14 protein-coding genes are annotated in these 12993 nt (G+C 53.2%); 3 read left to right on the forward strand and 11 right to left on the reverse strand.

The annotated features are described in order from the left end of the window. Positions 1-14: 14 nt before the first annotated feature. From iscU to trmJ, 4 genes are all read right to left on the reverse strand, one after another. Positions 15-401: a Fe-S cluster assembly scaffold IscU gene (gene iscU / locus ACZYUB_RS00315; RefSeq protein ID WP_460883922.1), complete on the reverse strand. Its 387-nt coding sequence runs from the start codon at positions 399-401 to the stop codon at positions 15-17. A gap of 32 nt (positions 402-433) precedes the next feature. Next, positions 434-1648 (reverse strand): IscS subfamily cysteine desulfurase, encoded by a 1215-nt coding sequence (locus tag ACZYUB_RS00320; RefSeq protein WP_460883923.1) that lies wholly within the window; start codon positions 1646-1648, stop codon positions 434-436. Between the two features lie 34 nt (positions 1649-1682). Next, positions 1683-2189, reverse strand: a complete 507-nt coding sequence (gene iscR / locus ACZYUB_RS00325) for a Fe-S cluster assembly transcriptional regulator IscR (protein WP_463944634.1) — start codon at positions 2187-2189, stop codon at positions 1683-1685. Between the two features lie 82 nt (positions 2190-2271). Continuing rightward, the gene (gene trmJ / locus ACZYUB_RS00330; RefSeq protein ID WP_463944636.1) at positions 2272-2991 is read right to left on the reverse strand and encodes a tRNA (cytosine(32)/uridine(32)-2'-O)-methyltransferase TrmJ; all 720 of its coding nucleotides are present in this window, start codon (positions 2989-2991) and stop codon (positions 2272-2274) included. 139 nt (positions 2992-3130) lie between these two features. Between trmJ and ACZYUB_RS00335 the strand changes: the two genes are divergently transcribed. Continuing rightward, the gene (locus tag ACZYUB_RS00335; RefSeq protein ID WP_463944637.1) at positions 3131-3499 is read left to right on the forward strand and encodes a hypothetical protein; all 369 of its coding nucleotides are present in this window, start codon (positions 3131-3133) and stop codon (positions 3497-3499) included. Between the two features lie 14 nt (positions 3500-3513). Here ACZYUB_RS00335 and ubiT read toward each other — a convergent pair whose 3' ends face one another. Then, positions 3514-4020 (reverse strand): ubiquinone anaerobic biosynthesis accessory factor UbiT, encoded by a 507-nt coding sequence (ubiT, locus tag ACZYUB_RS00340; RefSeq protein WP_463944639.1) that lies wholly within the window; start codon positions 4018-4020, stop codon positions 3514-3516. Positions 4021-4189: 169 nt separating this feature from the next. On the opposite strand from ubiT, the gene ubiU reads away from it, so the two are divergent. Next, the gene (ubiU, locus tag ACZYUB_RS00345) at positions 4190-5185 is read left to right on the forward strand and encodes a ubiquinone anaerobic biosynthesis protein UbiU (protein ID WP_463944641.1); all 996 of its coding nucleotides are present in this window, start codon (positions 4190-4192) and stop codon (positions 5183-5185) included. A 10-nt stretch (positions 5186-5195) separates the two neighbouring features. Continuing rightward, positions 5196-6077 (forward strand): U32 family peptidase, encoded by an 882-nt coding sequence (locus ACZYUB_RS00350; protein ID WP_463944642.1) that lies wholly within the window; start codon positions 5196-5198, stop codon positions 6075-6077. 83 nt (positions 6078-6160) lie between these two features. Here the strand turns inward: ACZYUB_RS00350 and nlpI are convergent, their stop codons facing one another. From nlpI to queA, 6 genes are all read right to left on the reverse strand, one after another. Next, positions 6161-7087, reverse strand: a complete 927-nt coding sequence (nlpI, locus tag ACZYUB_RS00355) for a lipoprotein NlpI (RefSeq protein ID WP_463945052.1) — start codon at positions 7085-7087, stop codon at positions 6161-6163. A 187-nt stretch (positions 7088-7274) separates the two neighbouring features. Then, entirely contained in the window at positions 7275-8216 is a 942-nt protein-coding gene (gene secF, locus ACZYUB_RS00360; protein ID WP_463944644.1) for a protein translocase subunit SecF, read from the reverse strand. 10 nt (positions 8217-8226) lie between these two features. Beyond that, positions 8227-10080 (reverse strand): protein translocase subunit SecD, encoded by a 1854-nt coding sequence (secD, locus tag ACZYUB_RS00365; RefSeq protein ID WP_463944646.1) that lies wholly within the window; start codon positions 10078-10080, stop codon positions 8227-8229. A gap of 20 nt (positions 10081-10100) precedes the next feature. After that, the gene (gene yajC, locus ACZYUB_RS00370; RefSeq protein ID WP_463944648.1) at positions 10101-10436 is read right to left on the reverse strand and encodes a preprotein translocase subunit YajC; all 336 of its coding nucleotides are present in this window, start codon (positions 10434-10436) and stop codon (positions 10101-10103) included. A gap of 33 nt (positions 10437-10469) precedes the next feature. Beyond that, positions 10470-11594 carry a tRNA guanosine(34) transglycosylase Tgt gene (gene tgt, locus ACZYUB_RS00375; RefSeq protein ID WP_463945054.1) on the reverse strand — a complete coding sequence of 375 codons (1125 nt, stop codon included), beginning with the start codon at positions 11592-11594 and terminating at the stop codon, positions 10470-10472. A gap of 49 nt (positions 11595-11643) precedes the next feature. Then, complete coding sequence (queA, locus tag ACZYUB_RS00380; protein WP_463944649.1) at positions 11644-12687, reverse strand: tRNA preQ1(34) S-adenosylmethionine ribosyltransferase-isomerase QueA; 1044 nt, start codon at positions 12685-12687, stop codon at positions 11644-11646. Positions 12688-12993: the final 306 nt, after the last annotated feature.

The following is a 12993-nucleotide window of genomic DNA, read 5'->3' on the forward strand; positions in this document are numbered from 1 at the left end:
CACCTTCTAAATACTTACTCGAGGCCTTTCTTTTGTTTGTAATCGGCAATGGCTGCCTTGATAGCATCTTCGGCCAGGATCGAGCAATGGATCTTCACTGGCGGCAAGGCCAACTCTTCGGCGATATCGGTATTCTTGATAGCCTGAGCCTGCTCCAGCGTCTTCCCCTTCACCCATTCAGTGACCAGAGAGCTGGACGCAATAGCCGAGCCACAGCCATAAGTCTTGAATTTGGCGTCTTCAATTACGCCAGCATCGTTGACCTTGAGTTGCAACTTCATCACATCACCACAGGCTGGTGCGCCGACCATTCCCGTCGCGACATTGGGATCATTCTTATCGAAAGACCCAACGTTACGTGGGTTTTCATAATGGTCAATGACTTTCTCGCTGTACGCCATGTATCACCTCCAACTAACTGCATTCTAACGGCTTAGTGATGAACCCACTCGACCTTGGTCAGGTCGACACCATCCTTGAACATGTCCCATAACGGTGACATCTCGCGTAAGCGGCTGATCGATTCGTTCAGCAACTTCACCGTGTAATCAATCTCCTCTTCCGTGGTAAAGCGGCCGATGGAGAAACGAATGGAGCTGTGTGCCAGCTCATCACTCAAGCCCAAAGCCCGCAACACATAGGAGGGCTCCAGGCTGGCAGAGGTACAAGCCGAACCGGAAGAAACCGCCAGATCCTTGAGCGCCATGATGAGGGATTCACCTTCCACATAGGCGAAGCTGACATTCAGATTACCCGGAACCCGGCGTTCCAGATCACCGTTGATATACACCTCTTCGATGTCTTTGAGGCCTTGCCACAACCGATCACGCAGGGTCAGGATCCGCGCCTCCTCATCCGCCATTTCCAGCTTGGCGATACGGAAAGCCTCGCCCATGCCAACAATCTGGTGTGTCGGTAGAGTGCCGGAACGCATACCGCGCTCATGACCACCGCCATGCATCTGGGCTTCCAGACGCACCCGTGGCTTACGACGGACGAACAGGGCACCGATCCCCTTGGGGCCATAGATCTTGTGTGCCGACATGGAGAGCAGATCAATCTTCATCGCCTCCACATCAATGGCAATTTTGCCCACGCTTTGCGCGGCATCGACATGGAAGAAAATCTTGCGCGCCCGGCACAGCTCACCAATCGCCGCCACATCCTGGATCACACCGATTTCGTTATTCACATGCATCAGACTCACCAGAATGGTGTCATCGCGCATGGCTGCTTCCAACTGCTGCAATGTCACCAAGCCATTCGGCTGCGGATCCAGATAGGTAACCTCAAAGCCTTCACCTTCCAGATAACGGCAAGGATCCAGTACCGCCTTGTGTTCCGTCTTGCAGGTGATGATGTGTTTCCCCTGCTTTTGATAGAAGTGCGCTATGCCCTTGATGGCCAGGTTATTGGATTCGGTGGCCCCGGAGGTAAAGACGATTTCACGGGGATCGGCACCAATCAGATCGGCGATATGGTTGCGCGCCTCATCAACCACTTCTTCGGCTTGCCAGCCGAAACGGTGGGAGCGCGAGGCCGGATTACCAAAGATGCCATCCAGGGTCAGGCATTGCATCATCTTCTCGGCAACGCGGGGATCCACAGGTGTGGTAGCAGAGTAATCCAGATAAATCGGCAGCTTCATTGTTCAAACACCTCGAAAAGGGTTGGGGTATCGTTTAGCCCAGTTGGACGGTGACATTCACCGGATCAATGTCCAACTTGTGGCCATGGGATACCACCACCTGTTTTTGTTTGTCTTGTCGTTCCGCAATCCGCTTCACATCAGCCTGGGTCACCAGTTCACCCAGCGTGATTTCGTCCAGAAAATTACTGATCCGGCTACTCAGATCGCGCCACAGAGAATGCGTCAGGCATTGAGTTCCACCCTGGCAACCATGCTGACCATGACAACGAGTGGCATCGACCGACTCATTCACGGCCAAGATGACCTTGCCAATGGAGATAGTATTGGCATCCATCCCCAGGCGATAGCCACCGCCAGGCCCACGCACACTAGCTACCAAGCCTTGCTTGCGCAGCTTGGAAAACAGTTGTTCCAGATAGGAAAGTGAAATGCCTTGCCGCTCGGAAATATCAGCCAGGGGAACGGGCCCCTGTTCAGCATGTAACGCCACATCGAGTAGTGCGGTGACGGCATAGCGCCCTTTAGAAGTCAGTCTCATGGCAAAGCACCCTATCACATTAAGCTGTGATCATGCTCCCATGCCCGAGTTTTTTAGTCAAGTATTTAACCCTACCATTGAGTCAGGTATTACGTAGCGTTTTCTGCACTGCTGTCAGAATGCCGCGTAGGATATTCAGCTCTTGGCTATCGGGTCGCGCGCGGTTAAACACTCGACGTAGTTTGCTCATCACCTGCCCAGGATGGTCCGCGCGCAGGAAGTTGACCTGGAGCAGTAACTGTTCCAGATGAGCATAAAAACGGTCTAAATCCTGCTGTTGTGGATAATCATCCACGGCCGCAGGCACAACATCCTTAGCCAGATGATGCATACGCACTTCATAACAAATGGTCTGCACCGCCATTGCCAAATTCAATGAGCTGTAGTCGGGATTGGCAGGAATGCAGACGTGATAATGGCACTGCTGCAACTCCTCGTTCGTCAAACCGGTGCGCTCACGGCCAAATACCAGCGCGACCTTGTGGCGCGTCGATTCGAGGATGGACTTGGCTCCCGCTTCACGCGGATCCAGCAAAGGCCACTCCAGGGTCCGGCTTCTGGCACTGGAACCAATGACCAGACCACAGTCGGCAACCGCTTCGGCCAAGGTATTTACGGTGCGAGCGTTCGCCAGCACATCCACTGCACCTGCCGCCATGGCTGTCGTCTGTCCATCCGGAGCCTCCACCGGATCCACCAGTACTAAATCGTGAATGCCCATGGTTTTCATGGCGCGAGCGGCAGAGCCGATATTGCCGGGATGGGAGGTATTGACCAGAACAATGCGGATATTATCTAACATCAAGGAAGGCTGACTAATCGAACGGAGGCTGGATTTTAACATGCACCACCAGGCTTGTCCCTCTTCCAGGGAGTGCATTGCCGAAGTGGCATTTATTTTCTATCTTTGAAGGGCGGTTATCTCCTTGCGAGGGCACCCCATGCTGCCACGTCTGCTCTACGAGTCGCTCCCCCTACTGTACATTCTGACTGGGCTGTTTTTCCTGGTCGTCACAACACAACCCTTGCTGTTATTTGCCGGTCTGTTGCTCTATACCTGCGGCACGCTGATTTGGGTGATGCGTTCCGATAATCGCCGCACCGACAACATGCGCTACACGAATAAGCACAAAATGACACCCGAGTGGCTCTATGAATTACAGCCCTTTATCCAGATTGGGCTGGTACTGCTGCTCTGGCGCCAACCCCTGGCATTGTGGCTGCAGTTACTCAGTTTACCACTCGTGGCCTGGGCACTCATTTGTCTGCAGCGGCGCAGCCACTCCCGACACCACAAGATACCCCATTGATCTCTAGACGCGCCTCAAGCCGGTTGCGCCGGAGTCAGCGGTAATCCGCGCTGCACAAAACTAGCCAGATCCGTCAATCCATGTTTGAGCATGCTTGGCAGCACATCCAGATCAATACTGTCCATCAGGTTTTTGACTTCCAAACCCAGCTCAGTATCCCCCTCAATGCGGAGTCGCCGCTGGAAGAACAGACTATCCGGATCCTCTTTACGACCAGCGATCAGAATCAGGTCATTGAGTTGCGCAGCGAAACTGACATCCACTCGGGGGGCCGCTTCGGCTATCAACAGTTGCTCATTCTGATAACTGATAAACCATGCCAGTCCCAGATCTTCAATGGCAATCTTCAGCCACTTGTCTTGCAAGAACTCAAAATCACCATCCGCCAGCGCCTCCTTGAATATCAGGTGTAAGCCATGGCCCATCAAGGCTTGTTGCAAGGGAAAGGGGACCAGACGAGCGGGAATGCGCAGCATATCAGGGGCGCGTGAAACCAGCATATGATGCAAACGGCTGAACACAATTAAATCTCCTCGAAGAATAGAGTTGCATCTAATCACATTTCACCGTGGGGATTTCTGTTGGAAATCAAGTTTATCCTGCAGGGTGACAGAAAACTGCCTCAAGTCAAAACCCAGTCCCACTCTGCTCTCTACAATGCCAACCATTCAACGAGAAGTGGAAAATGCCATGGAATTACTCTGTCCGGCCGGTAATTTACCTGCGCTGAAAGCGGCCATCGATCAAGGTGCCGATGCTGTGTTCATCGGCTTTAAAGACGATACCAATGCCCGGCATTTTGCTGGCCTGAATTTTGACGACAAAAAGCTGGCGCGCGGTGCTGAATATATCCATCAGCACGGACGCAAACTCCATGTCGCCATCAACACCTTTGCCCATCCTGATGCCGGAAATCGCTGGTGCCAGGCCGTGGATCGAGCTGTTGATCTCGGTGCCGATGCGCTGATCATCGCCGATATCGCGGTCCTGGATTACACTCGACAACGCTACCCACAAATGGAGATCCACCTTTCGGTGCAAGCCTCCGCCACCAACAGTGCTGCCATACGTTTTTATCAGGATAATTTCAACATCAAACGGGTCGTCTTACCCCGGGTGTTGTCGATCCATCAGGTCAAACAACTGGCCCGGGAAACGACAGCCGAGCTGGAGGTGTTTGCCTTTGGCAGCCTTTGCATCATGGCCGAAGGTCGCTGCTACCTCTCCTCTTATCTCACCGGCGAGAGTCCCAATACTGTGGGGGCCTGCTCACCAGCGCGCTTTGTCCGTTGGCAGGAGACGCCTGACGGCCTGGAATCCCGACTCAATGAGGTGCTGATCGATCGCTATGCGCCGGGGGAAAATGCGGGTTATCCGACGCTGTGCAAGGGACGCTACCGTGTTGGCGAACAGCTGTTTCACACCCTGGAAGAGCCCACCAGTCTTAATACCCTATCCTTGCTGCCCGAGTTATTTGCCTGCGGTGTGCGCTCGGTCAAGATCGAAGGCCGTCAGCGCAGCCCAGCCTACGTGGAACAGGTTACCCGGGTCTGGCGCGCCGCCATCGACAGTTATCTTGCCAATCCGCAAGCCTATGCCGTGAAAGCGGCATGGGATCAGCAACTGGCGGCGGTATCCGAAGGCAGTCAAACCACTCTTGGTGCCTATCATCGGCAGTGGCAGTAAGGAGCAATTTATGAAGTTATCTCTAGGTCCCCTGCTCTACTTCTGGCCGAAGACCAGCATCGAGCGCTTTTACCACCAAGCCTGTGATAGCGCGGTGGATATCGTCTACCTGGGCGAGACCGTCTGCAGTAAACGCCGGGAGATGCGCTTGGCCGACTGGTTACAACTGGCCCATCCCCTGCGGGAAAGCGGGAAGCAGGTGGTGCTATCGACGCTAGCCCTGATCCAGTCGCCTTCAGAACTCACCGAAATGAAACGCTGGATTGAGAATGGCGAATTGATGATCGAAGCCAATGATCTGGGAACCATACAGTTGGCGTTCGAAGCCGGGTTGCCCTTCGTCTGCGGACCCGCCATCAATTGCTATAACGCCGACGTGGTTGAACTGCTGGTACAAAAAGGGATGCAACGCTGGGTCATGCCGGTAGAGCTGTCTCGTGACTGGCTGCAACGGCTACTGAATGAGTGTACCGATCGCCAGATCCGTCAGCATTTCGAGGTCGAGTTATTTGCCTACGGCCACCTGCCTCTGGCTTACTCCGCGCGCTGCTTTACCGCCCGAGCGGAGAACAAACCCAAGGACCAGTGTGAGCTGGCTTGTTTGGCCTATCCACAAGGCCGAGTCGCCGAGAGTCAGGAGGGCGATGCCGTGTTTGTGCTCAACGGCATTCAGACCCAGTCCGGTTATTGCTACAACCTGATCCGGGACTTGCCCTCGATGGCAGGCTTGGTCGATGTGGTACGCCTTAGCCCCCAGGGTGACGAGACCTGGTCCTGGCTGGCACAGTTTGACCAGGCCCGTACTGGACACAGCCCTGCAGTCGCCTTACAAGCAGGTGAATGCAACGGCTATTGGCACCGCATTGCAGGTATGTCCATCCAGGCCGAATGATGCAGCACCACCAATAAAAAACGGGACCTCGAAGGTCCCGTTTTTTATGCTCATCGTGACAAAGACGATATATGGTGATCAGCTCACATCGTGGCCTCTTCATCGGCCAGCTTGGGATCGAGCAACAACAGCTCCAGCATCGCATACCGATGCTCGATAAAGTCATAGACATTATTGGCCATCGATAGTTTGAAATAACTCGCGGCCAGAGCGTGCTCTCCCTGCAGCAGATGGAGCTTGCCGAGATAGAAATAACTTTCACACAACCGCTCGGCTAACTCTTTATTATTGCGTGAGCTCTGAGCCAGCTTGGAAATGAATTCGGACTCCGCTTGCTGACCGGCAAACACCGAGACAATAGACCAGCCCCATTCATCACCCGAGTGCTGTTTAAATCGGCGCAATAACGCCTTATCGGCTTGTTCCTTGTTCACCTCGTGCTCGGCCATATAGAGCCATAACACGCGATAGGGATCCTCGGGACGTCGACGATAAAACTCGGAGAGATCTTCGACCGCCAGCTTGGCACGCTGTCCGTAATACAACGCGATCCCGCGATTGAGGAAGGCATAGTCATAATCAGGCGCCAGCTCCAAAGCCGAATCAAAGGCATCATAGGCTTCATCGAAACTTTGCTGCTGGGTCAGATAAACACCAATAAAGTTATAGGCTTCGGCAAAGTCCGGACGTTCACGCAATGCACGATTGAAATCGATACGCGCCATGGTCCGTAAACCAACCCGATCAAACACCACGCCACGCTCATAGTAAAGTTCGGCTCGCTGATCAGGGTTCAGATCGGAAGAGGATAGCAATTGGCCAATTTTCGCCAATGCTAATTCATTCTGATAACTGACTTGCAGGGGAACGGCCAATACGGCCACAGGCTTGTCATTTCGGGCCTGAACCTGGGTAGCGGCATCCATGCTGCTGCAACCATAAAGTGACGACAACACGAACACGCAGGCAAGCTGCGCTAATCCATTTCTAAAATCCAATGAGAGCTCCAAAACCCGGACAGGTTTGATGTCGTTAATGTTAAGGGGCTCGCTCGCATTTGTCATGCGAAGTTCAGCGGGAATTACGCGCCTGATGCACTTCAAACCAAGCTCTTCCGTTATACGGCATAGAAAATGGAATATTCCGACACGCGATAAACAAAAGGCGCCTTAACGGCGCCTTTCTTAAAGGTAGTTCTTAGAGTGATTCGACTTCCGAATCGTCCTTGCTCACTTCTACCGGTAACAAGTGTTCGCGACGAACCTTGAGGTACATGGCCCAGGCACTAGCAACATAGATAGAGGAGTAAGTACCAAAGCCGATACCGATCAGCAGGGCTGTGGCAAAGCCGTGGATCAGCGGCCCCCCCATCACAAACAGAGCAACCACGGTAAACAGGGTGGTTCCGGAAGTGATCAAGGTTCGGCTCAGGGTTTCCGTCATCGAGATATCGATGATTTCCCGCATATCGCCCTTACGCAGGCGGCGTGCATTTTCCCGAACCCGGTCAAACACCACTATGGTATCGTTCAGGGAGTAACCGACAACGGTCATCACAGCCGCCAGTACCGTCAAATCAAACTCGAACTGGAACCAGGAGAAGACTCCGAGCGTCACCAGCACATCGTGAGCCAATGACAATACCGCCCCCGTCGCCATCCGCCATTCAAAGCGAAAACCGACATAGGCCAGGATACACAGCAACGAAGCAACAATGGCCATGAAGCCACTCTGCGCCAATTCCGCCCCCACTGCCGGACCGACAAACTCCATCCGGGTCAGCTTCACCGACTCGGATACTGCCTTGCCTGCCGTTGTGACAGCATTCGCTAATTGCTGTTGATTGACCTCACCTTTAGGCGCCAGCCGGATGAGAACATCACGGGTTGAGCCGAAGAATTGAACAACTGCACCGTCAATTTTCTGATCAACCAAAGCACCACGTACCGCATTGAGTTCAACGGGTTGCTCATAATTTAATTCGACTATGGTACCGCCGGTAAAATCCAGCCCCCAATTCAGTCCCCGAGTTGCAAGGCTGAAAATGCACAAAGCAATAATCGTCAGCGACATCAGCGTCGCTGGAAATGCCAAACGCATGAAGGGGATAACATGGCCCGGTTTTAATAATTGGAACATTGCATCACCCTCAAATGGACAGATCGTTCAGACGCTTACCACCCCATAGCAGGTTGACCACAGCGCGGCTTCCTGTAATGGCGGTAAACATGGAACTGGCAATACCGATCATCAGCACCAGAGCAAAACCGCGCACCGGACCGGATCCCACAGAGAACAGGATAAAGGCAGTGATCAGCGTCGTGATGTTGGAGTCGGCGATGGTGGCAAATGCACGCTCGTAACCGAGATTAATGGCTTGCTGGGGACTGCGCCCTTCACGCAACTCTTCGCGGATCCGCTCGTAGATGAGGACGTTAGCATCCACCGCCATACCGAGCGTCAGAACGATACCGGCAATCCCTGGCAACGTCATGGTTGCGCCCGGAATCATGGACATGATGCCGACCAGCAAGACAACGTTAAAGCACAACGCCAAATTGGCAACCAAGCCGAACTTGCGGTAGTACAGCGCCATGAACAGCACCAAGACCCCCATCCCCAACGCCATGGCACGCAAGCCACTGTCGATGTTCTGCTGGCCCATGCTCGGACCTATGGTGCGTTCTTCAACGATCTGGATCGGCGCGATCAACGCACCAGCACGCAGCAACAGAGCCAGATTATGAGCTTCTTGGGGATTATCAATCCCGGTGATGCGGAAGTTATTGCCCAGACGTGACTGGATGGTCGCTACGTTCACCACCTCTTCATGCTTGCGGAATTTCCGCTTGCCATCTGGACCCGGCTCGCCAACCGGCTTGAACTCGATGAACACGGTCGCCATGGATTTGCCAACGCTATCCTTGGTGAAAGTAGACATCTTGTTTCCGCCCTGGCTATCCAGGCTGATATTCACTTGCGGACGGCTGTACTCATCGGCGCCGGATTTGGCATCGACAATGTGGTTACCGGTCAAAATTACCCGCTTCTGCAACACCACCGGACGGCCATTGCGATCCGTATAGAGTTGCGAGTTTGCAGGAACCCGACCCGCAGCCGCTCCGGCCAGATCGGCCGAATCATCCACCATGCGGAATTCCAGCGTAGCGGTCGCACCAAGAATTTCTTTAGCTCGCGCTGTGTCCTGAATACCAGGCAGCTCCACCACGATACGCTCAGCACCTTGACGCTGCACCAACGGCTCCGCCACACCCAACTCATTCACCCGGTTCCGGATGATGTTGATGTTCTGCTCCAAGGCGTAATTCTTGATTTCCTTGAGCTTGGCTTCGCTCATAGTCGCGGCCACTAGGAATTGGCCATTACGCTCCTGATCGGCAAACAACAGGTCAGGATGCTTCGAGCGCAATTCGGCCAGACCCGCTTGTTGGGACTCCTGATCACGAAACACGACTTCGACGCCACCGTCGTTACGACGGACAGAAGCATAACGAATCTCTTTGCCACGCAGTTCAGCGCGGAAATCCTGCACCATCTGATCCCGGGACTTGCTCAACGCTTCGGCCATATCCACTTCCATCAGGAAGTGGACACCACCACGCAAATCAAGCCCCAATTTCAGCGGGCCGGCACCGATAGCGGTCAGCCATGCCGGTGTCGCCGGAGCCAGGTTCAACGCCACAATGAACTGTTCACCCAAGGCTGTTGTCACCAACTCCTTGGACTTGAGCTGATCCTCGGTATTGGTAAACCGGACCAGGATCTGGCCCTTTTCCAATACAGCGGACTTGAATTGCAGTTTATGGGTATCGAGAACTTTTTTGACATCATCCAGCGTCGAAGCCTGAACCTCGACCCCCCGGGCACCGGAGACCTGCAACGCAGGATCTTCACCGTACAAATTAGGGGCAGAATAAAGAAAACCTATGACGACAACAAACACCACCAGCAGGTTTTTCCATAGCGGAAACCGATTTAACACGGCTGACTCCTAACGGCAAATTACAGAGACTGAATAGTGCCCTTCGGCAGTACAGCTGTGATGTAGTCTTTTTTGATAGTGATCAGCGTCTGATCATTCAGGGCCAGGACCAGGAAATCGCTATCCGCCGCCACTTTGCTGATCTTGCCAACCAGGCCACCGGAGGTGAGGACTTCATCACCCTTACTCAGTGAGGACATCAGATTCTTGTGCTCTTTGGCACGCTTGGATTGCGGGCGAAAGATCATGAAATAGAAGATCAGGCCGAATACAGCCAGCATGATGATCATTTCCATGCCACCACCTGCAGGAGCAGGAGCTGCACCCTCGGCATATGCCTTAGAGATAATATCCATTGTGTTTCCTCGTTATTACTTATGTTGATGTTATTAATCAGCCAAAGACGGCGTTGGCTTGCCTTGGCGGCGATAGAATTCTTCGACAAAGGCGTCTAATGTACCCGCATCGATTGCGTCCCGCAAACCTTGCATCAGGCGCTGGTAGTAACGCAGGTTATGGATGGTGTTCAAACGCGCGCCGAGGATTTCATTACAGCGATCCAGGTGGTGCAAGTAAGAGCGTGAATAATTTTGACAGGTGTAGCAATCACAATCGGCATCAAGGGTTGCGGTGTCATCTTTATGCTGGGCATTGCGGATTTTTATCGCACCATCCGTGGTGAAAAGATGGCCATTTCGGGCATTCCGGGTCGGCATCACACAATCAAACATATCAATGCCACGACGGACCCCTTCCACCAGATCCTCCGGTTTGCCAACTCCCATCAGATAACGGGGCTTATCTTCCGGGATTTGCGGACACACGTGCTCCAGGATACGGTGCATATCCGCTTTGGGCTCACCCACCGCCAGACCACCGACCGCATAGCCATCAAAACCAATATTCAGCAGCCCCTTGAGGGAAATATCCCGCAAGTCTTCGTAGACGCCACCTTGAATAATTCCAAACAGCGCGTTCGGGTTGTTTTGTAGATTGAAATGCGCGCGGGAACGATCCGCCCAACGCAGAGACATCTCCATCGATTTCTTGGCCACTTCCCACGTTGCAGGATAAGGCGTGCACTCATCAAAAATCATCACGATGTCGGACCCCAGGTCGTACTGGATTTCCATCGACTTTTCTGGGGATAAAAAGATTTTCTCGCCATTGACCGGATTGCGGAAGTGCACGCCCTCTTCGGTAATTTTGCGAATATCACCCAGGCTGAACACTTGAAAACCGCCGGAGTCGGTGAGGATCGGGCCATGCCAGTTCATGAAATCATGGAGATCTCCATGCTTTTTCATCACCTCTTGCCCAGGACGGATCCACAAGTGGAAGGTATTTCCGAGCAGGATCTCGGCGCCGGTCGCCTTGACCTCTTCCGGAGTCATCCCCTTGACCGTACCGTAGGTGCCCACCGGCATGAAGGCCGGCGTCTGCACAGTGCCGCGCTCGAATACCAACTGACCGCGACGCGCACGACCCACAACTTTTTTCAATTCAAATTTCATAATGACCTCAGAGTCAGAGAAACAGTCTGACATAGTGACGGCAGCGAAATTACCGCTGCCTTGTGACAAACATGGCATCACCGTAACTGAAGAAGCGATAGCGCTCGGTCACCGCGGCTTCATAGGCTGCCATGACATGCGAGTAACCAGCGAAGGCTGAGACCAGCATGATTAACGTAGATTCCGGCAGATGAAAATTGGTCACCAGGGCATCCACGACCTGAAATTGATAGCCAGGAAAGATAAAGATATCAGTATCGCCATAAAAAGCCTCCAGATCCCGACCTTGCTGCTGGCTAGCACGGGCTGCACTCTCCAGGGAACGCACAGAGGTTGTCCCCACCGCCACGACGCGGCCCCCGCGCTGTCGGGTGCTGGCAATTTGTTGCACCACCTCATCGGGAACTTCTACATATTCTTTATGCATGTGGTGATCTTCGATGCGATCGACGCGCACCGGTTGAAAGGTTCCGGCTCCAACATGCAGGGTCACAAAAGCAAAATCCACACCCTTGGCGCGTAGTGCATCGAGCAGCTGCGTATCGAAGTGCAAACCGGCCGTCGGCGCAGCAACCGCACCGGGCTTGGCGTTATAAACCGTCTGGTAGCGCTCTTTATCGGCTTGCTCATCTGGCCGATCAATATATGGCGGCAACGGCATATGACCTATCGCCTCTAAAATAGAGATCACATTTTGCTCGCCGGAAAAATGCAACTCAAACAACGCATCATGACGCGCAACCATGGTCGCCTCGATTCCCTGTTCGAACTGCAGCAAAGTTCCGGGTTTGGGAGCCTTGGAAGAGCGGACATGGGCAAGGACTGAATGCGAATCGAGGATCCGTTCAACCAGAACCTCCAGCTTGCCGCCACTGGCTTTCTGGCCAAACATCCGGGCTGGAATCACTCGGGTATTGTTGAAAACCAACAAGTCGCCGGCCTGAAGTAAATCGAGTAAGTCCATGAAGTTGCCATGGGTGATTTGCCCGCTATCGCCCTCTAATTTCAATAAGCGACTGGCTGTCCGCTCTGGCATGGGATACCGGGCAATCAGTTCATCGGGCAAGACAAAATTGAAATCAGAAACCTGCATGGTCACCTCTGGAATATCAAGAAGCGCACAGTCTAGTGACGCGGCTAGTCTGGATCAAGCAACACGCAACGGCTTGAATATATAGCAGCACCAAAATGGCGCTTCATGAGTGATAAGCGGGCGCCAAAAATGAAAAATTACAACTAAATAGACTGAAAACAGTTTCATTGGCGTCTTTTATTGCTCCATGCCGATCTGAATGTTGAAATAAAATTACAAACACTCTACCATGCTGACATGCTCTGAAGTTGGTTAGTCCCAATGAACCCTGAGCGAGTTTGCAACCCCTTTGTTTTACGATTAAGC

The sequence above is a fragment of the Pseudaeromonas sp. HNCC25DJ182 genome (assembly GCF_055413365.1).

Coding starts and splice junctions, on each gene's coding strand:
- iscU (WP_460883922.1), bottom strand. CDS start 401: ATGGCGTACAGCGAGAAAGTCATTGACCATTATGAAAACCCACGTAAC.
- ACZYUB_RS00320 (WP_460883923.1), bottom strand. CDS start 1,648: ATGAAGCTGCCGATTTATCTGGATTACTCTGCTACCACACCTGTGGAT.
- iscR (WP_463944634.1), bottom strand. CDS start 2,189: ATGAGACTGACTTCTAAAGGGCGCTATGCCGTCACCGCACTACTCGAT.
- trmJ (WP_463944636.1), bottom strand. CDS start 2,991: ATGTTAGATAATATCCGCATTGTTCTGGTCAATACCTCCCATCCCGGC.
- ACZYUB_RS00335 (WP_463944637.1), top strand. CDS start 3,131: ATGCTGCCACGTCTGCTCTACGAGTCGCTCCCCCTACTGTACATTCTG.
- ubiU (WP_463944641.1), top strand. CDS start 4,190: ATGGAATTACTCTGTCCGGCCGGTAATTTACCTGCGCTGAAAGCGGCC.
- ACZYUB_RS00350 (WP_463944642.1), top strand. CDS start 5,196: ATGAAGTTATCTCTAGGTCCCCTGCTCTACTTCTGGCCGAAGACCAGC.
- secF (WP_463944644.1), bottom strand. CDS start 8,216: ATGTTCCAATTATTAAAACCGGGCCATGTTATCCCCTTCATGCGTTTG.
- yajC (WP_463944648.1), bottom strand. CDS start 10,436: ATGGATATTATCTCTAAGGCATATGCCGAGGGTGCAGCTCCTGCTCCT.
- tgt (WP_463945054.1), bottom strand. CDS start 11,594: ATGAAATTTGAATTGAAAAAAGTTGTGGGTCGTGCGCGTCGCGGTCAG.
- queA (WP_463944649.1), bottom strand. CDS start 12,687: ATGCAGGTTTCTGATTTCAATTTTGTCTTGCCCGATGAACTGATTGCC.